The following is a 24155-nucleotide window of genomic DNA, read 5'->3' as shown; positions in this document are numbered from 1 at the left end:
AGCACAACGATTTTGACGCGCGATATCAGAGGGAGGCAACCAATCATGCGGGTTATTTCAGTTCTGGGGCCGCCGCATTCGGGTAAGACAACGCTCGTTAAAGCACTCAGCGGTCTTGAGGGACCATCAGTTCAATTTAAAGTGTCTGAAACAGTCTCCCTTCGGTCATTCAAATACTTGGAGGAGCCCTGGTGCGCGATTGATATAGCAGGTGGCCCAGATGAGCTGGCACGCACCGGACCGGCGCTGGCTGCAAGTGATGCTGCAGTTCTTTGTATACCGCCAGATCCTGAGGCTGCAGTATTATCGGCCCCCTATCTGCGCCTGATCGAAGAAGCGGGCATTCCTTGTTTTTTGTTTGTGAACCGAATGGACACGGCGACAGACCGGCTTCGGGACATCGTTTCTGCCATCCAATCCTACAGCAATCACAACATCCTTCTTAGGCAGGTCCCTATCCGTGAAGACGGAGAAGTTATTGGGACCGTCGATCTGATCTCGGAACGCGCCTGGAAATATCACGACGACGCGCCTTCTGATCTGATCGAGATTCCAGACAAGGTCATCAACCGGGAACAGGAAGAACGTACGAAATTATTGGAAACACTGGCAGACTTCGACATCGAGCTTCTTGAGCAGTTGATCGAAGACAAGCGGCCCGCAACCGATGAGGTTTTCGATCTTACAGCCCGGGTCATGGAACAAAACGATCTTTGCCCCGCTTTCTTTGGCGTTGCAAACCACGGCAATGGCGTAAGGCGTCTGATGAAATCCCTGCGCCATGAGGTTCCACATTTTGAATCCGCCAAGGCCCGCCTTACAGAAAACGCTGAAGTTCAGGCTGTCGGGTTTCTTGCAGATGTTAAAAAGCACATCGGAAAGCTCGTTGTTATACGCGCATTAGGAACAGAGGTTAGTCAGGGAAAGCCCCTTGGTGGTGATACACTAGGAGGTATTACCGACCTCGACCCACGAATTTTCATTGGCAAACTGGAACCAGGGCAGGTTGGGCTTGCGTTAAAATCAGACCATCTGGTCCCAAACAAGATTTATACCACCACCGATCAACAACCACTTCCTGAATGGGCACGAAGCCGTCCACCAAGCTATCGACATATCGTCTTGCCCACCAAAGAGCGCGATGATGTCAGGCTTTCAAACGCACTTTCACGTCTGGCCGAGATTGATCCGGGTCTCAGGCTGGAACAGGATGCCTCTACCGGCAAGTTGATTGTGGCTGTTCAGGGGCCCCTACACGCACGGCAGTTGAATGAAAAGCTCTTCGGGGACTTTGGCATCAAGATTGAGGAAGAGCCCGTACTGCCGGACTATCGCGAAACGATTTCAAAGCCCTTCGAATGCCACCACCGCCACCGCAAACAATCGGGCGGAGCGGGTCAATTCGCAGATGTGCATATCGATGTGAAACCGCTAAGCCGTGGGGCTGGGTTTCAGTTTGAAGAGACTGTGAAAGGCGGAGCCGTTCCCCGAAACTATATCCCTTCGGTTGCCGCTGGCGCAGAAGACGCGTTGCAAACTGGGCCAAACGGTTTTCAGGTTGTTGACCTTTGCGTGACATTGAGAGACGGAAAGCACCATTCCGTTGACAGTTCAGACCACGCGTTCCGCACCGCTGGCAAAAATGCCGTCCGCGAGGCATTACAGAGCGCTGGAACTAAGGTGCTTCAGCCCATTATGCGCGTCGATATTCACGTTCCCTCGATCTTTGCGGGTGGTCTTGCACCAACGATCAGCAGCCTGCACGGTCAGGTGCTTGGCTTTGAGAGCAATCCCAACGCTAAGGGTTGGGAGATATTCAGCGCGCTTCTGCCCGCGTCGACCCACGAGGGGCTGTTCCGCGCGTTGGCAAGCGCAACAAAGGGAACCGCCTGGGCCGAAACCGGGTTTGACCACTACGAGGAAATTTCAGCAGATAAGATAGAAGGGTCTCATACGCAAAAGGGAAGTATGCTCGCATAAGTCTGTAATGCCTCTGTTCCCAAATACCAATCGGAGGGAAACCTCGTAACGCACTTGGGAAAGAGGGAGTTTGTCATGGAAATCAATGTATCGGGTGCCGATATCCGTGCAGCTCTGGATTTGCTGAGGTTTGCTGCCTCTCGCTCGGTTGCGATTCAGGACAGCTCGAACCAAGGAGATACACAGCAAGCCGAAGTGCTGTTGACCGCGTTGATTGACCAACTCGCAGACGCCGAGCGGGTTGTTGCAAGAGCGGATGAAGGACTGGAGCGGTTGATGATCGCAGCGCGGTCCTAACTGCTTTCACGTCTCGAAGTTCAGGCTGACAACAGTTGTACTTCTCAGTTTCGAAACGCATCTGCCAAAAGGTCAAAGACCAAACGGATACGGCGGCTTGTATGTAGCTCGCGATGAGTAACGAGCCAGATGGGCACAGGTATCGGTACAAGGTCGGGTAAAACCAGTTCAGTATCCGGCGTCATCTCCGCAACCTCCCGAACCATCACACCAATTCCCAACCCATGCTTCACCATCTCCCAGGTTGCCACCCCGCTGTTGGAAACCAGTTTAAAATTTTCATTTGTCAGCGAAAGCCCGAGCTCGTTTAGCCCAGAAATCAATCGGTCGGATGTTTCGAACCCAATAAAAACAACGTTCTTCAGATCATCGGCAGAAGACGGCCGCCCCTGTTCATCAAGGAATTTAGTCGAAGCATAGAGATGTGCAGTTGTCTCTCGTACCAATTTGGCAATCAGGTCAGGTTGTTCCGGGCGGATGTGGCGGATTGCAATGTCGGCCTCGCGCTGTTGTAAATCACGGACGGTATTGGAGGCGACAATCTCTACCGTTAATCCCGGCGCGACCTGACGAAGCTTTTTTAGAACAGGTGGCAAGAAATAGGCAGACATTGCATCACTCGCTGTTAAACGAACGTTCCCTTCAATCGTCTGAGATTGGCCGGACGCGGTCAGAGAGATTCGACTGGCTGCATCACCCATCGCCCTGACATGTTCCAACAGCTCAAGGCCCGATTGTGTGAGCGACAATGACCGGCCAACACGTTCAAACAAAACCACGCCAAGCTTTTCTTCAAGTGCTGCAACTTGGCGGCCAAGCGTAGGTTGGGTCTGTGCAAGGACGCGCGCTGCAGCCGACAATGATCCTTCCTCGGCCGTTGCGAGAAACGCGCGCACATGGTTCCAGTCAAATGAAACAGCCTGCCAATTCATGCATATTTGTATATAACAAATGCAGTTTTTCGCAATTCAATTAAAGTAAATGCATATTTAGATGGGCGGCATAGGAGTACTGTCATGAGTAAAGAAGCGCGGTTCTGGGATAAAGTGGCCAAAAAATATGCCAAAAGCCCGATCAAAAACGTTGAAGCCTACAATCAAACAATGGAACGCACCAAGGCGCATCTGACAAAAGTAGATGCAGTGCTTGAGGTTGGATGCGGTACAGGGTCCACCGCGCTATTGCTGGCACATTCTGCCAAGCAGATCACCGCCAGCGACATCTCTGGCACAATGATTAAAATCGCAACGCAAAAGGCAACTGAACAGCAGATTGAGAATGTGAGTTTTGTACGCTCTTCGGCGTTGAATGAAGCGATGGAACCAGAGTCATTTGATGTGGTTCTCGCCTTCAATCTTTTGCATTTGCTCGAAGATCTGCCTACGACTGTTCACAGGATGAACACCTTGTTGAAAACAGGCGGAATCTTCATTTCAAAAACGGTCTGTCTGGCAGAAAAGGGTTGGCATATACGGGTCATCATCCGGCTGATGCGGATTTTTGGTTTCGCACCCTATGTTGGTTTTCTTAAAGCGAAAGAGCTTGAAAACCTCATAGCGCGCGAAGGGTTCGAGGTTTTGGAAACTGGGTCATACCCAGCATCACCACCAAGTCGATTTATCGTGGCAAGAAAGAAGTGAATCCTTTGGTTCCATACACCTAAATTGTCGTCAGGTAGATTTCTTAAACGTTGTTTCCCGTTTTCTTTGCTATCAGTGCGAGGCGTTGATTGTTGGCTGGCTTTTAATCAACGCGCAGCGCAGTGTTGCCGCTGCAAGCCGGGTTGCAGCGGCGAAAGATCGTTACTTAGGGAGCAAAACCGTATCAACAACGTGGATCACTCCGTTCGTCGCCATGATGTCCGCCGCAGTCACATTAGCGTTGTTAACTTTAACGCCATGCGTCGCGTTGATGTGAACGGTCTGGCCTTGCACGGTTGCCACATCCAGTTTGTTGCCAGCCAGCTGATCAGAAGTAACAGCACCCGGAACAACATGATATGTCAGAATGCTGACAAGCTGGTCTCGGTTTTCGGGTTTCAGCAGCGTATCAACTGTTCCTGCTGGAAGCGCTGCGAATGCTTCATTCGTCGGCGCAAACACTGTGAAGGGTCCGTCGCTTTTAAGAGTGTCAACAAGACCTGCAGCCTGAACAGCAGCAACAAGTGTTGAAAAATCATCATTGGATGCTGCGATATCGACGATATCATCGCCATCATCGATCATTGGTGCGCAAGCGGTAATCAAAGCTGCGGCACCTGCGAACAAGGTGGCTTTCAAGGCAAAACGTCGGTTCATATCTGGGTCCCCTATAAATTTTGATGCTCCCCAGTATTGGGAAGTACTTTAACTACGAAACACCGACTTTAGTGGATCATTTATTCTCGCAAATATTTGCGAGCTTAGCCGCTTAGGAAATATATGAAGCCTGAACTTTCTTTGCCAAAATCTACATAGACCCTTGTTAGAAAAGGAATTTCCAACCTTTTCTCTCTCATTTACCTAAGCTTCGATCCGCCCTGGATAGTTTTGAAAGAGCATCTTCAATCTTTGTCAACCGTACCAAAACCTCGTCCCGGTGATGGGTGGTTTCATCCACAGCACTACGGTTGCTCACGTCTTGCATGGAGTTGACAATGAGGCCGACCAAAAGGTTTACGATCGAAAAAGTCGTTATCAAAATAAACGGAACAAAAAACACCCAAGCATAGGGCTGTACCGCCATAACGGGCCTTACAATACCCATCGACCAACTTTCCAATGTCATAATCTGGAAAAGTGAGTAGGCCGATGCGCCAAGCGTACCAAAAAACTCGGGCTTTGCTATCCCGAACAGCTTGGTCGCCATCACTGCACTTATGTAAAATATCATGCTCATCAGGATCACCACAGACCCCATACCCGGCAATGCAGCAACAAAACCTTCCACGACTTTACGCAAACTGGGTGAAACTGAAATGACACGCAGTAGCCGTAGAATGCGAAGGGCGCGTAGAACAGTGAACCCCTGCCCCACAGGTACAAGTGAGACTACCACAATTGCCAGATCAAAAAGATTCCAACCGCTTTTGGCAAAACTCAACCTGTAGGCCGCTAGTTTAAGGGCAATTTCGACCGTAAAAATCGTCAGACAAAGATTATCAAGAAAAAGTATCGCCGGGCCGAAGTGGCCCATTATTGTTTGCGATGTCTCCATCCCAAGCAAAACGGCATTGAACAGTATCACCCCGAGAATGAAACGAGTCGTGCTTTTTGCTTCAAGAAAGCGTCGCAATCTTTCCGTGTTGATCATGTTCAAGTGCTTCGCTTTGCTGTCAGAGTAACGGTTAGGACTTCTGCATTTCGTAAGCTGGCTCTCGCCCTGCAATGTAAAGCACAAGCGCACCGGTTACCCCTGACAGGATCGAGCCCACTATAACGCCTATCCGAACAAGCGACTGGTGTTCCGCGTCAATAAAGGCGAGCGCGCCAATGAACAACGACATCGTAAAACCGATGCCCGACAAAAGGCTTACGCCGTAAAGCTGCAACATGCTCGCACTTCGCGGCGCTTCAGCGAGGCCAAATCTGATCGCAGCCCAAGCTGCCCCAAAAACACCAACTTGCTTACCAATGAAAAGCCCAAGAATGATCGCAAGCGTCAGCGGCTGAGTCAGAAGGTCAAAATTCAAACCCTCAAGCGGCACTCCGGCATTTGCAAATGCAAACAGAGGCATAACCATATATGTGACCCAGCCGTGCAATCCATGTTCAGCCGAAATCGCAGGCGATCTTCCTTTTTCGTCACGCTCTAAAGGAATGGCGAATCCGATTGCAACACCAGCCAGCGTTGCATGAACCCCAGAGTTCAGAACACAGACCCACAAGATCACACCCAGAAGAACGTAGGGGGTAAATCGCTTTACGCCGAAAAGGTTGAGCAAGATCAGAGCAAAGCCAACCAGGAACGCCAGGCTGAGAGCCATGATCGATAGCTTGCTCGTGTAGAACAGGGCTATAATTAAAATAGCTGCAAGATCATCGACGATAGCAAGCGCCAACAAAAATGTTTTTAGCTCGACAGGCACCCTGCTGCCAAACAAGCTGAGTACGCCCAACGCAAAGGCAATGTCTGTCGCGGCGGGTATCGCCCAACCGCGTGCCTCTACACTGCTCCAACCTACAACTGACAAAAACACCAGAGCCGGGATCGTTATACCACCAATTGCGCCATAAAATGGCAACGCCGCGCGCTTCCAGCTCGACAAAGACCCCTCAAGGATTTGGCACTTTATCTCTAAGGCAACAAACAGAAAGAACACCGCCATAAGGCCATCATTGATCCACAACAACAACGGCTTTGAAATGCCCGCATCCCCAACAGCTACGGTCACATTGGCATTTAAGAAAAGGTCGTAGAACGGACGCAAAAACGAAATGTTCTCGGACAAGAGGCCAAGAACGGCTGCGAATGCCAGTAAAAGCCCTGCTATTGCGTCCTTATTCAGATTTTTCATGTTCATTCCGTTTTGTCATAGGTGAAATTTATTTGTTCAGCTCATTGATCAATGAGCAGTACGAAAACCAATAATCGCGGCTCAGCGAAGGGGTAAAAAGCTCTTTGTCTCAGGATCGAGCGATGACAGTGTTCCCTCTGCCAAATCGTAGTGCCACCCGTGCAACGAAAGTGTTCCCGCGTTCACCCGGGTCTTTACCCAGGGATAGGTCATCAGATTCCGGAGCGAATGCGCAATTGCCTGACGTTCGCAGGTTGCATAACGCTCTTCGTCAGGCATCTCGCCCGAGGCACAAATATGTTCACGAACCGGTGCAGCTATTGTCATCCACCGATCGATAAAAGAGGTTTTATCATCGCTTGGCGACTTATCCATCAATGCGCGAATCCCGCCACAGTTCGCGTGTCCCAAAACGACAATATGCGAAACTTCCAGGCCGGTAACAGCGAATTCAAGCGCTGCACTCGTCCCATGAAATACACCTTCCTGTTCATAAGGTGGCGCGAGATTCGCAACGTTTCGTATTACGAAAAGATCACCGGGTGCCGCGTCAAAAACCGTTGTCGGGTCAACCCGGGAGTCGCAACAAGACAACAACGCAATGCGAGGCTTTTGCTCCATCGCGAGGGCTGCCAGTTTTTCTTTGTTTTCAATAAAATATCCATCGCGAAACCGCTGATATCCCTGTACTAGTCTTTCCGGCATTCAAAGCTCCTTACACATAAAAACTGCGGTTCCCTCCAAAACCGGAGGGCCGCTCAAATTTTCTGAAGTTGGTTTGCGAATTAGAAATCGAAGATTTCGCCTAGCAACGAACTCTTCCTTTTCTGTTTCTTGGGGTGACTGTATTTTTCTGCGTACCCCGGGTGCATGGAGCGGTGGCTTTCGTGTTGTTGGGTCACTGGCGCTGCTGAACGCTCGATAATCTTATCCAGCTCTCCGCGATCCAACCAAACACCCCGGCATGTTGGGCAATAGTCTATCTCAACACCGTTGCGATCGCTCATGATCAGGTCATTATTATCCACAGGGCATTTCATGTTTTTTTCCATTCTTTCGATAAGTTTGTTCGTTTGGTCTGACGCGAGGAGAAGTTCTAGGTGGCCCGCTGCAATTGGTTCTGAAGAAACGATTTTTGGTTCTTAAGTTTTCATAAAGTCACTCGGCGGGCGTAGCCGGCCATTTCGATATTCTACGAAGATTATCTTTTAACTTAAGGCGCCTCGCCTTTAACGCCCTCAATCGCAAGGCATTGGGAAGTGGCCGTTTCATTTCATCTTTGATTTGATCGTTCACCAGTTTTGCCCAACGCTTTAGCCCATTCATCCGGACTCTGAGTTGAATGCGTCTTTTTGACATTTTCAAATCCCCTTCTGTATCGCTGCTTGGGCGTTTCGTTAAGCCAAAACTGGGGTGGCCACACAACAAATTAAATATGGAAAACTATTATTTTGTGATAGTAATTACCTATCAAGAATTGCCCTACTCAGGAGCTCAAAATGGCGCAGACAAACCCAACGCTAAAACAATTTCGGTATCTCGTCGCTCTTGCGGACCAGAAACACTTTCGCCACGCGGCAGAATCTTGCGGCGTAAGCCAGCCAACATTGAGCGTTCAGATTCAGATACTGGAAGATGTGCTCGGCACCCGGCTGGTAGAACGCGCGCGTGGAACGGTCAATTTAACGCCCACCGGACGCGAGATTGTAGAGCGTGCCCGGCAGATATTGCTTGAAACGCAGGCTATATCCGATTTTGCTGCAATGGCAGAGCATGGTCTTGCCGGCACAATAAGACTTGGCGTGAAGGCTACGTTGGGGCCGTATCTTTTGCCACGGGTTGTTGCCGCACTTCACCGCGAGCATCCGGACGTAAAACTATACATACGCGAAGGTGTGCCAAACAAGCTGGAAGACGAACTGAGCACCGGCCTGCACGATCTGATCCTTGCTCAGCTGCCTGTTCATAAGTCCGATTTCGTCGTTCAGCGGCTGTTCCGAGAACCACTTTTTCTCGCCGTTTCTTCAGATCATGCCCTCGCGCGCAAGAGTGATGTTTCAGTACGCGACCTGAAAGGCTTACCCGTCCTTTCGCTCGCGCCAGATTATCACCTGCATGATCAGGTGCACGCCTTGTGCGAAGACTATGGTGCAGACCTTATCCGCGACTATGAGGGGACCAGCCTGGACGCCCTTCGTCAGATGGTGTCCATGAATATGGGAACAACTTTCTTACCGTCACTCTATGCGCAGTCAGAAGTATCAAATCTTGGCGATGTCGTAACGCTCCCTGTCAGAGATCGCAGTGTATCGCGTTCCATAGGTCTGGTCTGGAGAAAGGGTGCAGGGAAATCTGCGACATACGCAGATTTAGCCAGCTTCATTAAAAACATCGTTGGAAAAGATTTTGAAAACCTTATTCCTGAGTAGCATGTGTTGCGACCAAGCGGGAACGCAGGTCGTGGGCGCTATAGCGAGAGCAATGTTCCACTGCACGCCGCGCCTCAGAAGAAAAGCGATCATCCGTTAGAAAGGGCCAGAGGACTGCAATGAGCCCTTTGAGGACATACAAGAGCGTTATTACTAAGGAATGGCAAAAGGGACGCAGTCCCTCGATTTTCTGCTAACGTTCGACCTATTTAGATTTACCGACAACCTCATCGAGGATGCGTTTTGCCCCGTCTTCAAGTTCTTTGTGGCTGCAACCCTTGAAGATAAACCACTCAGCCGAATTCCAAGCGTTTGCGGTTTCTGTGTGCAACTCCAGTTCTTTGGCGTGCCATCGAGCAACCATTCGCCGGAACAGCAGCGATTTAGTGAAGTCGCCATACTCTTCTTGGAGGAAAGGAAAAAGCTTTTCCACCTGATCTATTCCGTGTTGGCCCTCTGTTTCTACGACACGGCAATATAACAGCTCCTCGGTTTCTGCACAGGCGCCAAATTTTCGGAAAATTGCGTCTATCACTTCAAGCTGTTTCACCTCGTGCATCAGGTCCCACCTGCGCAACAAACGGGTGTAGTAAGGAACGAATTCTATGTCGCAATTGGCTAGATAACTAATCAAAGGCTCGCAAAATTGCGTATATTCATCCTCCCACAAACCTTCCGCTGACCGTTTATAGCCCTTTATTTGCTCCAGAACTTCTTCTAGCCGTACAAACCAGTCTTTAATGTGCTGATGCAAATGCGGTGCTTTGAATGCGGATAGCCAAAAATCCAAGCGTTGGGCTTCCCAAGGATTGTATTCTCCTTCAGGGTATGCTGCTTGAGGGTATCCAACAGTTTCCGGCTCCATGGTGTTGCTGCCGCATTCAATTTCTATACTGAAGAAATAGATGCTTTTATCTTCGAGGCTTTCTACAATCTTTTCTAGCGCCTTGTAGAGATCAGCAAAGGTTTTCTCGATTTCTATTTCGGAATATAAATCCCTGCATGAAACGTGAATTTTCAATCGCATATCGCGCTTTATGTATTCACCTCGAATTGCCATTTCTTAACTCTGCTTACAACCTATTAGTGTGGTAGTGTTGCGAAGAGCTCAAGTCAATCTGTCTCGCCCAAGCCACTCAACTATTAAGCAGAGGAGAGATTCAGAGCGGCTTTGTGCTCATTATCGTCGGCTAAGATTTGGTTGTTTTATTTTGCCCACGACTGGGGTTTTCCTAATTTCTAATTTTTCTCTCTTGCGAGGTGCATTTTAGAAATACTCGGGTTTTACGTGGCTGCGGCGATCAGTTGAATCCACCCCGCATAGCGGACATTTTAGCGTTTGCAGGAATGTCAATTCCCAAGCGCCTGCGCGACCACAACTGCATACCTAACAATATCCCTCTTTGAGCTTAGCCCCCCACCATATAGGGCATTAGAACGATCTCGTTTTCATCGCTGATTTCAGTGAACCACGCTTCCCGGTAAATCACGCCATCAAGCGCCAGGGAAACTCCGCGTTTGATCTGTGGTTTCAGGGCTGGATACTTTGTCGAAAGCTGATCCAGCAATTGCTTGAAATTGCTGGCTTCAACCTCGACATATTCATTCCCGTCCGCCAGGGTCCGTAGTGATCCCCAAAGCTTGACTTTCACCATGTCTTCAGCGCTCCGACATCGCCTTAAGCAGTTTTGGCGGGGACATCGGAAGTTCCGTCATCCGAACCCCAGTGGCACGTGACACGGCATTTGAAATGGCTGCCAGTGGCGGCACAATCGAGGTTTCCCCAACACCGCGCACCCCATAAGGATGCCCCGGGTTCGGGATTTCCAGGATCACCGTGTCGATTGGTGGCAAGTCCGACGCCACGGGTATCCGATAGTCCAGAAAGCCCGGGTTTTGTAATCTGCCGTCTTCGCCATAGATATACTCTTCGTTCAGCGCCCAGCCGATACCTTGCACGGCACCGCCCTGCATCTGGCCTTCAACGTAGTCGGGATGCACCGCCTTACCAGCATCCTGAAACACCGTGTAACGCAGGATTTTAGTGGCACCTGTCTCCGGGTCCACCTCGGTATCAACAATGTGCACACCAAAGCTCACCCCGGCGCCATCCGCGTTGACCTCGTGATGCCCGGCAATTGGCCCGCCAGTATTGTCCGCAATCGCAGCAATTTCAGCGATTGTCATTGGCGGGAACTCCCCGGCATTCGGGCCAGATGGCTTCGCACAGCCGTCTTCCCAGACCACGGCCTCCTCATCAATGCCCCAGATCTTAGCGACGCGTGAGCACATTATTTTAATCGCTGCGCGCGCGGCTTCGATGGTAGCCAGACCAACCGCAAAAGTTACTCGGCTACCGTCAGTCACGTCGTTGTAGCCAAGCGAATTGGTGTCTGTAATGACGGTACGCACCTTTTCGTAGGGTATTCCCAGCTCTTCCGCCGCCATCATCGAAATCGAAGCGCGTGAACCGCCAATATCGGGGTTGCCTTCGACAACGCCCACTGTCCCGTCAGAATTCAGATTCAGCGAAACACAGGTATTGCCACCAAAATTGAACCAGAACCCGCAGGAAAGACCACGCCCCTGATTTTTTCCCAATGGGGCTGAGTAATGCGGATGCGTCTTTGCGGCCTCCAACGTTGCCACCAGACCAATATCATTAAACGTCGGCCCATAAGACGACAGCGTTCCTTTGCGTGCGGCATTTTTTAGCCGGGTTTCAAGCGGATCAAGCGAAAGTTCCTGACACAACTCGTCCACCACACTTTCGACAGCATAAATCGCCATCGGTGCACCCGGTGCACGATATGATATTTCTTTCGGCCGGTTTGTCATGACGTTCCAGCCAAGGGTTTGAACGGCTTCAAGATCATAGGCTGCGAAGGCCGCTTGCGAGCCAAATTCAACCGTACCGTTCGGGAACGCACCCCCCTGATAACGCAGCTTCGCCTGCCCTGCCGTAATACGCCCGTCTTTCGTCATTCCGATTTTCACGTCAATAGAGGATGAAACGGTTGGTCCAGAGGCGCGAAACACTTCTTCGCGGCTCATCACGAGTTTTACGGGTCGCCCGGCTTTGCGTGAAAGCGCGAGCGCTACAGGTTCGATAAAGACTGTTGTCTTGCCGCCAAAACCGCCACCGATTTCAGATGCCGTCACACGCAATTGACTGGCTTCGATACCCAAAATCTCTGCGCATTTGGTACGGACAAGGAACTGGCCCTGCGTGCAGCACCAAAGCTCCCCGCGACCATCTGTACCCAAAGACGCAAGACAGGCATGAGGTTCAATATAGCCCTGATGTGTCGCTGCCGTTTTGAAAGTGCGTTCGACGATCTTGTCTGCCTTGGCAAAACCAGCTTCCAGATCACCGTGACCAAACTCAAAATGGCTGGTAACGTTTTGCGACCAGCCTTCGTGTACGCTTTCATCCGCGCGGCCTTCTTGCACGATGGGAGCATCTGCTTTCATGGCCTCGTCAACGTCGGTCACATGCGACAGAATCTCATATTCAACCTTGATGAGCTTCAACGCTTCTTTGGCGACATGTTTATTTGTCGCGGCAACTGCTGCAACGGCATGGCCATCGTAAAGAACCTTTTCACGGGCCAAACAGTTGTCTCGGATATCAGCGAAATAATCATCTTCCGGGGTACTCAGGTCAGCCGTAGTGACAACCGCCTTGACCCCCTTAAGCGCCTCTGCTGCAGACGTATCGAGCGATACGATCCGCGCATGTGCATGTGGGCTGCGCAAGATGCGCCCGATCAGCATACCGGGTGCGGTGACGTCCGCCCCGTACATCGCTTTACCAGTGACCTTGTCTATCCCGTCAGGGCGTTGAACCCGTGTGCCGACAACCTTGAATTCGCGCTTGTTGCTTGTATCTAATGCCATATTAAACGCTCCTCATCTCAGCCGCAGCAATCTGTACTGCTTTGATAATCTTGTCGTATCCTGTGCAGCGACAAAGATTGCCAGCCAGCCAGTAACGGATTTCTTCATCGGTTGGTTCGGGGTTCTTTTCGAGCAGTGAACGCGCTGCAACCAGAATGCCTGGTGTGCAGACCCCGCATTGCAAAGCAGCTTTGTCAATAAACACCCGCTGCAGTGGATGCAGGTCATCGCCGTCGGCCATACCTTCGATGGTTTCAATCTCAGCACCTTCTGCTTCTGCACCAAGGACTAGGCAGGAACAAACCAGCCGACCGTTCAGTGTAACGCTACACGCCCCGCAGTCACCCGTTCCGCAGCCTTCTTTCGCACCAGTCAGCCCGAGCCGGTTGCGCAGAACATCAAGCAAGGTTTCGTCTGGTGTACAGATGAATTCAGCATCATCGCCGTTTATCGTTGTTGAAACATGGAAGTTTTTCATTTTTTGCCTCCGGCACGTTCATAGGCGATCAGGGCTGCGCGCTTGGCAAGAACACCCGCTGTTTTGGTTCTAAACTCGACGGTTCCGCGTTTGTCATCAATCGGACTACATGCTGCTTCAACAGCTTGAACCATCTTGGCAATTGCGGCGTCATCCAGTTTTGTCCCTTCAAGCGCTGCCCCTGCATCCTGAACAAGTAGAACGGTCGGGGCCACAGCACCAATTACAACGCGCGCAGCTGTACATGTGCCGTCACCATCAAGCTCGAGACTGACTGCCGCAGAGGATACGGCAATATCCATCTCTGTGCGTGGAATAAACCGCAGATAAGCGTCAGAGGCGCGCGCAGGTCGTGCAGGCAACAGGATCGATGTGATAAACTCTCCTTTGGCCAAGGACGTCTTCCCAGGACTCACTGGAATATCCGCTACGGGGCAATTCCGGAAACCTTCCGGACCAAAAATCCGCGCAGTCGCATTTGCGGCAATCATGCCCGGAACGCTGTCTGCAGCAGGGGACCCGTTGCACAGGTTCCCAGCCATGGTCGCCCTGCTCTGTACCTGTGTGGATCCAATCAGTTCAAACCCCTCAACAACCCCAGGCCACAATGCGCAAACCTCTTTGTGCTCGCCCAGTTCAGCACCCGAGACCGCAGCACCAACCCGAAAACCTCCGTCTTCGGGTGTAATGTCGCGCATTCCGTCAAGGTACTTCATGTCGACAATCAGGTCAGGCTCGACAGCTTCTGACCTTAACTGAACAAGAACATCCGTTCCGCCAGCTAAAATTCGCGAAATGCCGGGTTCTCCGTTTAAGAGAGCAGCGGCAGTCTCAAGATTCTCAGCCTTCACATATCTCATTTGATTTTTCCACTTTGATATCGTGTGGTGAACAGGTCTTGTTTCATTGAATCCCCCGTCCCAAAAAACACATTTGAACTTCCAAAAGCCACAAGACCCTGCCTCAGTTCAAATCCATCGTCCAGTCAATAGTTTTAATATTTGAATTCTGAATAAACGATTCTGAAATGCTTGTCTGCGTGGACCATTAAATCTTGAACAGCATTTCGCAAAATAGCAAAAAAAACGCCCCCGGACTTTGGGGTATCTGGAGCTGCTGTGACAGCTAGGAATTCTACCCTATCTGGCCACCGTCGTTCCGAGTTACCGCGACAATGCCCGACCGTGGCACAGTGTCTGCTCCATTGGGGAAATGGCTCCCGCCTTTTTCACCGGGGTGTTGGATACCCACAAAAAGTGTCTGGCGGTCAGAGGACCAGCACAAACCGGTGATTTCGCATTCTTTTGGACCGACCATGAAACGCCTGATTTCGCCCGTCGCAGTATCACCGACCAACATCTGGTTGTTGCCCATACCCGCAAAATCTCCGTCATTCGAATATTTGCCGTCGGTCTGAATCCAGAGCCGCCCTATAGTGTCAAAGCTCATTCCGTCAGGCGAATTGAACATGTTGCCTGAATTGATATTGGGAGAGCCGGCATAGGCATCGGTGTGCACATCCGGGTTTCCCGCCAGCGCAAAGAGGGACCATCTAAAGAGGGTTGAGGTGTGGTCCTCGTTTTCCGGCACCCAGCGGACGATCTGACCATACTGGTTTTCTGTACGTGGATTGGGGCCATTTACAGATGTTTCATCGCCTCCGTTATTTGGCTTCATTCCGCGGTTCTTATTGTTTGTCAGGGCAACATAGGCTTCTGTTTTCGTCGGATTAGCGGCCACCCATTCCGGGCGATCCATCGTTGTTGCACCAACAGCCGACGCGGCCTGACGGGTGAATACCCGGATTTCGGCATCGCTCATTCCTGTTGTTTCAGGCGTCAATGCGAGCCACTCACCGGTTAGATCATCATGAAACTTCGCCACAAAAAGCTGGCCGAAACTCAGCAAGTTGCGATTATCGCCCGTTGTGGAATGAACCTCGTCAGACACAAAACGATACAGAAATTCACCGCGTTCATCGTCGCCCATATAAACGACGGCCTGGCCATTGTTCGCTATTACGACTTCTGCGTTTTCATGTTTGAAACGCCCCAGTGCCGTGTGTTTTCTTGGTGTCGAGGTTGGATCAAATGGATTAATTTCAACGACATAGCCGGCACGATTGGGCTCGTTAGAATGCTTTGCAATATCAAAACGCTCGTCAATCCGCACCCAGCCATAGCCCCAATCCTTCAAATTGATCCCGTAACGTTGTTGCTGAGCAGTCCGTTCCAGATTTGGATCTGACGACGAAAAATAGCCGTTGAAGTTTTCTTCGCACGCCAGATAGGTGCCCCAAGGGGTTTCACCGTTCCCACAATTGTTCCACGTCCCAAAGGAACGTGTTCCAAATGGATCTGCAGCCGTTTTTAGTAAATCATGCCCGGCTGCCGGGCCAACAAGCTCCATCGCGGTTTGCGGTGTAATACGGCGATTGAGGTCACTGTCCAAAACGACGCGCCAATGTGCACCTTCCTTGACAACTTCAAAAATTGAAACACCATGTGCCATCAAGCCTTTTTCAACGTCATCGTCAGTTTGGGGTTTATTCTCAGGGCGGTTGCCCCACATAATTTTCCGGTTTGTATATTCATTATTCACAACCATGATGTTTCGGCCATCTCTGGCAAAGAACGACATACCGTCATTGTTATCGCCAAATGCGCTCTTCTGACTTGACGCTGTACCGCGTGTCGCCTCGTCAAATTCAGGAGCGTCAGACCATAGCGGATCACCCCACTGAACGAGCACTTCCCAATCAAATCCTTCGGGAACGGTAACGGTATCATCAGTGTTTGCAGCGACCTGGGCAAAGCCAAACCGGTCCTCTGCTGCATTTGCCGGGTGTATGGATGTTGTCCCAACAAGAAAACTTCCGAGACCGAATGTCATCACCCCGCCAAGGAAACCCCGGCGCGAGAACGCCTGATCAACCACCTTGTCAAAGCCAGTCATTTCCGGACGTGGATCGTTCGCTTCGTCAAATTCATCAAAAGATAGTTCGTCTTTTGTCATTGGGATTCTCTTTAAACTGAACGCTTAGATCTGAGTAACAGACATCAAGAATCTAAGAAACTCTGGCAAATACTATACTAAGGCTTCGTGTCAGCTCTTTGAAAACTGCTGCTCAGAAAATTTATTGACGGAATCTCGCTATAAAATTGGTATGTTCATTATTAACAGTTTTGGACATTCTCAAGTGACATATCGCTGGGGTATTCTTTAACAAAGAATGTGACAGGAGATTTCTATGAACCAGCATGTTGGTAAACAAACCCTTCCCAGCGTTTGCCCGCTGGACTGCCCTGACACCTGCAGCCTGAGCGCCTTTGTCCAAGACGGAAAGTTAGTTGATGTAAAGGGCTCTCATGCCAACCCCTATACCGACGGTGTGATCTGCAACAAGGTTGCGCGCTACTACCCAGAATTTGTGCATGGGAAAAATCGTCTAACGCACCCGCTTCGCAGAACCGGGCCGCGCGGGTCGGGCACGTATACCCGAATAACCTGGGAGGAAGCTTTGGATCTGGTTTCTGAGGGCTTTTCGAAAGCGATAAAAACACATGGTCCACAATCTGTGATGCCCTTCAACTATGCCGGCCCTCATGGTGAATTGGCTGGTGGGTCTATGGACCGGCGCTTTTTTCACAAAATGGGTGCAACCCTTCTTAATCGCGGACCACTTTGTGGCGCCGTACGTGGCACGGCCTATACAAGCCTTTTTGGCGCAGCACCCGGAATGCCACCTGAACAGGCGGTGCACTCTGACCTGATTATTGTCTGGGGCAACAACGTCACTGTGTCGAACCTGCATTTGATGCGAGTCCTTAAAGACGCCCGTGCAAAGGGTGCGAAATTGGTCATCGTGGACCCGAAACGGATCAAGGTCGCGGAGCAGTGCGATTTGTTTGTTCAGATACACCCCGGAACAGACGTGATACTTGCAATGGCGCTGGCCGCAGAACTTGAACGCCGTGATGCGCTTGATATGGCGTTTATAGAAAACTGGACGGTTGGGTTTGAACCTTTCATGGCTCAGGCGCGCCGGTATTCGGTTGACGATGTGGTTTCCGAATGCGGAATTCCCGAAGCGCAGTTTCTTGAAATTGCCGATCTGTTTGAAAGCTCAAATAATATCGCCGCCTCTTTTGGAAACGGCATTGAACGCGGTCGCAGTGGTGGGTCTGGCTTGCGTGCGGCAATGGCGTTGCAGGCCCTTACCGGCAATCACGGACGTCTGGGTGCAGGAGTGATCGCTAAATCGGGCCTTTCTGCGCCCAAGACCCAGGCCCGGCTACACAGTAATGACCTGATCCCCAACGGCACGAGAACATTCAATATCGTCGACGTCGCTGAAAAGCTGCTTGATAAAACGCTGGACCCGCCCGTTATGGCCACAATGATCTACAACCATAACCCTGTTGCAACGCACCCCGATCAGGTGAATCTGATCAAGGCGCTGATGCGTGATGACCTGTTCATCGTTGGGTCTGACATTGTGATGACAGACAGCATGGCCTTTGCTGATGTCATCCTGCCTGCGGCAAGCCACTTTGAATATGACGACATCTATGGGGCTTATGGCCAAAACTATGTTCAGCGCGCCGCACCCGTTATTCCTTGTGTTGGTGAAAGCCTGCCAAACACCGAAATCTTTCGGCGCCTTGCGGCACGCTGTGGCTATGACGGCGCAATTTTCACAGCCAGCGACGAACAGCTTATGGATGACGCAATGGACGGGGCAGATCCTCGATTTAACGATGTTCAACCAAGCCAGATTGCAATGGATAGCTCGCTTGAAATGAACGGGCCTGACGGACATGAACTAATCATGTGCAAGACCGTGATACCGGCAACAAAATCAGGTAAGATCGAACTTTTCTCTGACGACCTTCAAACGAGGTTTGGATATGGTGTTCCAAGATACGAACCCGTACCACAGGATCAGCCATTGACCCTGATCACACCGTCTTCTTCCAAGCGTACCAATGCAACATTTGGCGGTTGTGAAGCTTCAGATTGCATTGAGATCGTTGAAATGAATCCGACAGATGCAGAGGCGCGTGGATTGGTTGACGCTGATAAGGTCACTGTTTGGAACGACCGCGCAGAAGTTACGCTTCGGTTGGTCGTCACAGACGCGACCAGAAAGGGCGTGCTTTATTCTCCAAAGGGTACATGGCTAAATACAAGTGATACTGGACTGACGGCGAACGCCCTAATCCCGTCAGATATCCGCACCGATATCGAAGACGGTGCTTGCTACAATGAAACCTTCGTGGACGTCAGAAAGAGCTACAAAATCGGTCAGCCTTAACCTGCGTGTCTGGCATTGCTGTCATTTGGGGCGTCTTCACGGTCAAACATACCGTAGTCGCGGATGACGCTGGCGACACGTAGTTTATAGTCGGAAAATATTCCTGCACGGCCTTTGCCTTGCGCATCGCGGTGTTTGGTCAGGTTACGCCAGTCCTGCACGGCCTGTTCGTCGCGATAAAGCGAAAGCGAAAGGATTTTTTGCGGATTGGTCAGGCTTTGAAAGCGTTCGACAGAAATGAAACCATCAACCTGCGCAAGCAGTGGGCGCAACTCCGCTGCGATATCCAGATAGTCCTGTTTACGCCCTTCAGCGATCTTCACCTCGAATATAACAGCGATCATGTGCTTTCCCTTTATCGGAACGGTTTGTGCAATCCGGCAACGCCTCCGATACCTATGCTGCGTTTGGGGCAAGGTTCCAGAGGATAAGACTAACTGTAACCACTATTTGATTGCGTTCATGAAATTCTTAAAGAGCGTTTCTGCATTTAGCATGAAGTCATCCAAATTGGCTTTCACATCCAGCACCATCTCGTCAACCACAGCCTTGTTGTGCGTTTGAACAAGGGCGTCGTAGTGGGCAGTTCTCTACTAGGGCTACGCCCAAGAAGAAAAATTCTTTGCCACTCAGGCAGTTTTCCGCATTTCCACAATCAGATCAGCAAGCCTACGCTTTTGGTGGCCCTCCGCGTCAAAATTCTTTGGGTCCAACCAAGTCTCATAGGCCTGTTCAAGATGTGGCCAGTCCCGGTCGAGTATTGAGTACCAAGCCGTATCGCGATTGCGGCCCTTGTAAATCAACGCCTGCTCAAACAGCCCATCATAAGAGAAACCAAACCTTTCAGCGGCTCGGCGAGACGGGGCATTCAGCGCGTCACATTTCCATTCGTACCGACGGTATCCAAGTTCATTGAAAACACGGCGCATCATCAGGTACATCGCCTCTGTAGCAATGGGGGTTTTCTGCAGCTGCGGTGAAAACGCGATGAAGCCTACTTCAATCACCCCATATTGCGGTACAATCCGCAGATAGGATGCAAATCCAACAGCCCGGTCCGCCGCACGATCCACAATTGCATAGAATAAGGGATCTTCGCTTTTACAGGCGGTATCCATCCATTTTTCAAAGGCACCAAGAGTCTCGAACGGGCCGACGGGCATATACGTCCATAGACCTTCGTTGCGACCCGTATTGAACGCTTCGTACAAAGCCGTAGTGTGTTGCGATGTCAGCGGCTCCACCCGGCAGTAACTGCCTTCAGTTGGCGCGTGTGGTGGTGTCTTTTTTGCTGACCAGCCCGGCACATCATCACCAATTGGTTGGCCAATTTCATTCACGCGCCGCGACATTATCTTTCCCTTTGTTTAACGAAATTAGAGACTGACCTCTGATACCACGTCAAAAGTGTATCTGCCGATGTATTGACCCATATTGCGGCATTCCCGGTTCGCCGTTAACCTCCAAAAATGGAAAATTTTAGCAGACCAATTATATGAAACACCAACCATGGATGGGCTTTTCCATCAACAGATCTTCTTCTGTTCCAGTATTTGAACAAATTTGCATGGCTATTCGAAAACAGGCCGTGTCCGGTGATCTGGCTCAGGGCAAAAAGTTACCCCCTACCCGCGTTTTCGCGACAGAGCTCGGTGTGTCGCGCTCAACAATTGTTACGGCCTATGAACAACTTGTGGCCGAAGGGTATCTTCAAAGCATACCGGGATCGGGATACACCGTTTGCCCCATTGGTTCTGTCGAGCTTAATGTTTCGGACCACCCTGCCCTTAGCAAACAGCCAGCCGAAACAATTGCTTCGCCTAAGCCATTTCAAGCTGGCCAGCCGGACATGCGTCTGTTCCCGCACCTCCAGTGGGCCAAAACGATTTCCCGCGTTTGCCGGACAAATCCTCAAAGCATGCTGATTGGCAATACAGTTCAGGGGAGTTTTGCACTACGAACGGCTGTCGCCAATCACGTTTCGGATTGGCGCGGGATAGCCGCCTCACCTGACCAGATATTCATCACGGCCGGGTCCGGCGATGCCCTGGAGCTTTGCATCAGAACCCTGTCACAACCGGATGACACGATCGGGCTTGAAGACCCCGGATATTTGCCATTGCAAAGCTTTGTCTCGGTACTTGGGCTTAACCCTGCATACCTCAGCATCGACAAAAACGGCGCGAGCCTCTCAAGCGCAAACAAGAACTGCCAACTCATGGTTCTGACGCCCTCGCATCAGTACCCTCTTGGTGGGGCAATGTCCCCCAGCCGACGGCTTGAATTTATTCAATGGGCAGAGACACACAACGGCTGGATTATTGAAGACGATTACGACAGTGAATTTCGCTATGCAGGCCGCCCCATTCCCGCAATGGCAGGCTTTGATAACTTAAGCCGGACGATTTACATTGGCAGTTTCTCAAAGATTTTTTCAAACAGCCTGCGGTTGGGATACGTAATACTGCCGAGCCCGCTGGTTGGCGCATTCAAAGAAACGCTCAACCGTTTTGGCGTCAGGGCATCCTATATGCCGCAACAAGCCCTCGCAGAATTTATCGAAACTGGTGAGTTTTACCGCCACCTCAGGCGCATGCGGCGTGTGTATGGAGAGCGAAGGAACTTTCTCCTAGACAGGCTTTCTCTTTCTTTTTCTGACCATGGCTCTTTCGAAGATCATCAGGCGGGCATGCAAATCGCTTTTCATTTGAAAAAAACCGGCAATGATGTAGAGGTGTCAAACCGCGCGAATGCTGAAGGTTTAACAACACAGCCCCTGTCCAAGTTCGGTTCAGGCAACTCGGCGCTCAATGGCCTGCTTTTGGGCTTTTGCGGTTTCACAGAGGCTGAACTGGAAGAAGGCCTGCAAACCCTTGAGCGTGTTCTTAAGAGGGGCTGTTAACCTTCGTCAATCTATCAGGAACGCGAAAAAACTCGATGCCCGACTGTCGAGAGAGAGGCACGCGACGGATAATCAGTAATCGTTAGTCCACCATCGACAACCAATGTTTGCCCGGTGATGAATGAAGCGTCATCCGATGCCAGAAAAGCCGCGACATTGGCAATCTCTTCAATCGTTCCCATACGGTTCAACAGCGATGGCGGCATATCCCATTCTCCGGTTTCGCTTCCCTGCGCTGCCAGCGTCTGCTCAGGGCTTGTTTCTATCCAGCCTGGGCTAATGCAATTGACCCGCGTACCAAACTGGGCCGCTTCTGCAGCAAACGATCGTGTCATCCCTTCAACGCCCGCTTTCGCTGCGCCGTACAAGCCCCAATTCCCATGCAGGGTTGCGGTGGAGGAAATGTTGACAATTGCACTGCCTGGGTTTTTCGAGAGATGCGGTAATGCGTGAGCACTTACAAAGTAACATGAATCAAGATTCGCTCCGCGAAAGAATGCCCACCTCTTTCCCGGTGAATCATCCGGAGTGATCCCACAATTCTGGCTGCCGCAGCCTGCGTTGTTCACAACGACATCGATGTGTCCGTATTTTGCAAGAACTGCTGCGATCATGCCTTCAACTGCTTTCTCGTCAGAAACATCTGTTTTGAAAAAATCGGCCGTAAACCCTTCGGCTGCGAAGGCTTCAACTACTTTCTCAGAACGTTCCTGACCACGTGCGACAATGGCAATTTTTGCACCTTCGCCTGCAAACTTGCGCGCTATCGCATTTCCGATTCCAAAGTTGGCACCGGTTACAAGAACAATTTTGTCGTTAAACCTCATGATACGCCCCTCCGATGAATGAATTTCGCTTTAGACTAAGATGCAAAAGTCATTCGGTGGCAAATCTTGATTTTCGGGCTTTGCTATTTCTGCGGATTCTTTTCGTCACATTCTGCGTCTCTTGAGTGTACACTTGGCTGGCTGAAAGAATGGTAAGATTGGCTTTTGGGGACCCGAAACCCAAAGTTTTCTTTATGTTACTAATAATTAATAAATTTTGTTTTTTGGTAACATTAATTATTGCGGCGAGTCGGTTTTTCTTGTATTACCGACCAAACGGTCGGCGTATTATGTGACAAAAGTAAAGGGAGACCACGGTCTATGACTGCATTCATCTGCGATGCCATCCGAACACCAATCGGACGATACGGCGGCGTACTTTCTTCGATTCGAGCAGACGATCTGGCGGCAGTGCCAATTTCTGCATTGAAGGGCCGCAACCCAGAGGTGGATTGGGCCAGCATAGACGATGTGATCTTTGGGTCGGCCAATCAGGCTGGCGAAGATAACCGTAATGTTGCGCGTATGGCATCACTGCTTGCAGGCCTGCCTATTGAAGTTCCGGGAACAACCATAAACCGCCTATGTGCCTCTGGTATGGATGCGGTTGGAATGGCTTCGCGCGGAATAAAATCGGGTGACTATGAACTCGCTATTGCCGGTGGCGTCGAAAGTATGAGCCGCGCGCCCTTTGTAATGCCGAAGGCGGAAACCGCGTTCAGCCGAGCGAACGTAGTTCATGACACCACGATTGGCTGGCGATTTATTAACCCAAAAATGAAAGCCGCCTATGGCGTTGATTCCATGCCACAAACGGCTGACAATGTCGCCGCGGATTACAACATAAGCCGTGAAGATCAGGACGCTTTTGCCGCCCGGTCGCAAGCGCGCTGGGCTGCGGCGCATGAAGCAGGTATTTTCGCTGAAGAGATTGTACCGGTTGAGGTTCCTCAACGCCGGGGTGATCCGATTGTTGTTGATACCGACGAACATCCCCGCCCCGGAACGGATGCAGCGAAGCTTTCCAAACTGCGCGGGGTAAATGGCCCGGACCTGAGCGTGACAGCCGGGAATGCATCCGGCGTAAACGACGGAGCGGCTGCACTATTGCTCGCCTCCGAATATGCGGCTGTGCAAAACGGCCTGATCCCAATGGCGCGTGTTGTTGGCATGGCTGCTGCAGGTGTCGCGCCGCGTATAATGGGAATTGGCCCGGTTCCTGCCACACGTAAAGTCCTGGCGAAAACGGGCCTCTCACTCAAAGACATGGATGTGATAGAATTGAACGAAGCATTCGCCAGCCAGGGGCTCGCCACGTTGCGCAAACTGGGCCTGCCGGATGATGCCGTGCACGTAAATGCAAATGGCGGTGCGATAGCAATGGGCCACCCGCTGGGAATGTCCGGCGCGCGTCTTGTTCTGACCGCTGCCTATCAGTTGAAACGAACAGGTGGGCGCTATGCGCTATGCACCATGTGTGTGGGTGTCGGGCAGGGCACGGCAATCATCATCGAACGAATTTGATCGGAG

Annotated in this window: 23 protein-coding genes; 7 read left to right on the top strand and 16 right to left on the bottom strand. The window is 50.9% G+C overall.

Annotation, left to right across the window (positions count from 1 at the left end; translation table 11 throughout):
* Positions 1–45 precede the first annotated feature (45 nt).
* A complete protein-coding gene (locus J4E70_RS03825) occupies positions 46–1980 on the top strand; it encodes an elongation factor G (protein WP_213887720.1) in 1935 nt (644 codons plus the stop codon).
* 75 nt (positions 1981–2055) lie between these two features.
* Positions 2056–2277 carry a hypothetical protein gene (locus J4E70_RS03820; RefSeq protein WP_213887719.1) on the top strand — a complete coding sequence of 74 codons (222 nt, stop codon included), beginning with the start codon at positions 2056–2058 and terminating at the stop codon, positions 2275–2277.
* Between the two features lie 44 nt (positions 2278–2321).
* Here J4E70_RS03820 and J4E70_RS03815 read toward each other — a convergent pair whose 3' ends face one another.
* Entirely contained in the window at positions 2322–3209 is an 888-nt protein-coding gene (locus J4E70_RS03815; protein WP_213887718.1) for a LysR family transcriptional regulator, read from the bottom strand.
* Between the two features lie 84 nt (positions 3210–3293).
* Between J4E70_RS03815 and J4E70_RS03810 the strand changes: the two genes are divergently transcribed.
* Complete coding sequence (locus tag J4E70_RS03810) at positions 3294–3917, top strand: class I SAM-dependent methyltransferase (RefSeq protein WP_213887717.1); 624 nt, start codon at positions 3294–3296, stop codon at positions 3915–3917.
* A 162-nt stretch (positions 3918–4079) separates the two neighbouring features.
* Here J4E70_RS03810 and J4E70_RS03805 read toward each other — a convergent pair whose 3' ends face one another.
* From J4E70_RS03805 to J4E70_RS19675, 6 genes are all read right to left on the bottom strand, one after another.
* Positions 4080–4574, bottom strand: coding sequence for a fasciclin domain-containing protein (locus J4E70_RS03805; protein WP_213887716.1), 495 nt, complete (start codon positions 4572–4574; stop codon positions 4080–4082).
* A gap of 196 nt (positions 4575–4770) precedes the next feature.
* Entirely contained in the window at positions 4771–5568 is a 798-nt protein-coding gene (locus J4E70_RS03800; RefSeq protein WP_213887715.1) for an ion transporter, read from the bottom strand.
* 34 nt (positions 5569–5602) lie between these two features.
* Positions 5603–6772 (bottom strand): Na+/H+ antiporter NhaA, encoded by a 1170-nt coding sequence (nhaA, locus tag J4E70_RS03795; RefSeq protein ID WP_246531581.1) that lies wholly within the window; start codon positions 6770–6772, stop codon positions 5603–5605.
* Between the two features lie 81 nt (positions 6773–6853).
* Positions 6854–7477: a carbonic anhydrase gene (locus J4E70_RS03790; protein ID WP_213887713.1), complete on the bottom strand. Its 624-nt coding sequence runs from the start codon at positions 7475–7477 to the stop codon at positions 6854–6856.
* A gap of 80 nt (positions 7478–7557) precedes the next feature.
* Positions 7558–7812 (bottom strand): TFIIB-type zinc ribbon-containing protein, encoded by a 255-nt coding sequence (locus tag J4E70_RS03785; protein ID WP_213887712.1) that lies wholly within the window; start codon positions 7810–7812, stop codon positions 7558–7560.
* Positions 7813–7930: 118 nt separating this feature from the next.
* Positions 7931–8098 (bottom strand): DUF465 domain-containing protein, encoded by a 168-nt coding sequence (locus J4E70_RS19675; protein WP_425516541.1) that lies wholly within the window; start codon positions 8096–8098, stop codon positions 7931–7933.
* Positions 8099–8271: 173 nt separating this feature from the next.
* On the opposite strand from J4E70_RS19675, the gene J4E70_RS03775 reads away from it, so the two are divergent.
* Positions 8272–9201, top strand: coding sequence for a hydrogen peroxide-inducible genes activator (locus J4E70_RS03775; protein ID WP_213887710.1), 930 nt, complete (start codon positions 8272–8274; stop codon positions 9199–9201).
* 205 nt (positions 9202–9406) lie between these two features.
* Here J4E70_RS03775 and J4E70_RS03770 read toward each other — a convergent pair whose 3' ends face one another.
* The 6 genes from J4E70_RS03770 to J4E70_RS03745 all read right to left on the bottom strand — a co-directional run bounded on the left by J4E70_RS03770 (position 9407) and on the right by J4E70_RS03745 (position 16594).
* Positions 9407–10261, bottom strand: coding sequence for a hypothetical protein (locus J4E70_RS03770; RefSeq protein ID WP_213887709.1), 855 nt, complete (start codon positions 10259–10261; stop codon positions 9407–9409).
* A 349-nt stretch (positions 10262–10610) separates the two neighbouring features.
* Positions 10611–10856, bottom strand: a complete 246-nt coding sequence (locus tag J4E70_RS03765; RefSeq protein WP_213887708.1) for a MoaD/ThiS family protein — start codon at positions 10854–10856, stop codon at positions 10611–10613.
* 4 nt (positions 10857–10860) lie between these two features.
* Positions 10861–13101, bottom strand: coding sequence for a xanthine dehydrogenase family protein molybdopterin-binding subunit (locus J4E70_RS03760; RefSeq protein ID WP_213887707.1), 2241 nt, complete (start codon positions 13099–13101; stop codon positions 10861–10863).
* Position 13102: 1 nt separating this feature from the next.
* Entirely contained in the window at positions 13103–13579 is a 477-nt protein-coding gene (locus J4E70_RS03755; protein ID WP_213887706.1) for a (2Fe-2S)-binding protein, read from the bottom strand.
* Positions 13576–14439 (bottom strand): FAD binding domain-containing protein, encoded by an 864-nt coding sequence (locus J4E70_RS03750; RefSeq protein ID WP_213887705.1) that lies wholly within the window; start codon positions 14437–14439, stop codon positions 13576–13578. Before J4E70_RS03750 ends, J4E70_RS03755 begins: the two co-directional genes overlap by 4 nt.
* Before the next feature lie 274 nt (positions 14440–14713).
* A complete protein-coding gene (locus J4E70_RS03745) occupies positions 14714–16594 on the bottom strand; it encodes a PhoX family protein (RefSeq protein WP_213887704.1) in 1881 nt (626 codons plus the stop codon).
* Positions 16595–16829: 235 nt separating this feature from the next.
* Here J4E70_RS03745 and J4E70_RS03740 point away from each other — a divergent pair, with 235 nt between their 5' ends.
* Positions 16830–18896 carry a molybdopterin-dependent oxidoreductase gene (locus tag J4E70_RS03740; RefSeq protein WP_213887703.1) on the top strand — a complete coding sequence of 689 codons (2067 nt, stop codon included), beginning with the start codon at positions 16830–16832 and terminating at the stop codon, positions 18894–18896.
* Here J4E70_RS03740 and J4E70_RS03735 read toward each other — a convergent pair.
* Together J4E70_RS03735 and J4E70_RS03730 are read right to left on the bottom strand one after the other, a co-directional pair.
* Positions 18893–19240 carry an antibiotic biosynthesis monooxygenase family protein gene (locus J4E70_RS03735; RefSeq protein WP_213887702.1) on the bottom strand — a complete coding sequence of 116 codons (348 nt, stop codon included), beginning with the start codon at positions 19238–19240 and terminating at the stop codon, positions 18893–18895. The two genes, J4E70_RS03740 and J4E70_RS03735, sit on opposite strands and share 4 nt — an antisense overlap.
* A 285-nt stretch (positions 19241–19525) precedes the next feature.
* Positions 19526–20248 carry a GNAT family N-acetyltransferase gene (locus J4E70_RS03730; RefSeq protein WP_213887701.1) on the bottom strand — a complete coding sequence of 241 codons (723 nt, stop codon included), beginning with the start codon at positions 20246–20248 and terminating at the stop codon, positions 19526–19528.
* A 143-nt stretch (positions 20249–20391) separates the two neighbouring features.
* Here J4E70_RS03730 and pdxR point away from each other — a divergent pair, with 143 nt between their 5' ends.
* A complete protein-coding gene (gene pdxR, locus J4E70_RS03725; protein WP_213887700.1) occupies positions 20392–21798 on the top strand; it encodes a MocR-like pyridoxine biosynthesis transcription factor PdxR in 1407 nt (468 codons plus the stop codon).
* A gap of 14 nt (positions 21799–21812) precedes the next feature.
* Here pdxR and J4E70_RS03720 read toward each other — a convergent pair whose 3' ends face one another.
* On the bottom strand, positions 21813–22625 hold the full coding sequence (locus tag J4E70_RS03720) for an SDR family NAD(P)-dependent oxidoreductase (protein ID WP_213887699.1): 813 nt from the start codon (positions 22623–22625) through the stop codon (positions 21813–21815).
* 321 nt (positions 22626–22946) lie between these two features.
* Between J4E70_RS03720 and pcaF the strand changes: the two genes are divergently transcribed.
* Positions 22947–24149 carry a 3-oxoadipyl-CoA thiolase gene (pcaF, locus tag J4E70_RS03715; RefSeq protein WP_213887698.1) on the top strand — a complete coding sequence of 401 codons (1203 nt, stop codon included), beginning with the start codon at positions 22947–22949 and terminating at the stop codon, positions 24147–24149.
* The last annotated feature ends 6 nt before the right edge of the window (positions 24150–24155 follow it).

The sequence above is a fragment of the Pseudohalocynthiibacter aestuariivivens genome (assembly GCF_018457175.1).
GTDB classification, from domain to species: domain Bacteria; phylum Pseudomonadota; class Alphaproteobacteria; order Rhodobacterales; family Rhodobacteraceae; genus Pseudohalocynthiibacter; species Pseudohalocynthiibacter aestuariivivens.
Note: the sequence above shows the minus strand (reverse complement) of the source record. Positions and strands in the feature narration are given on the sequence as shown.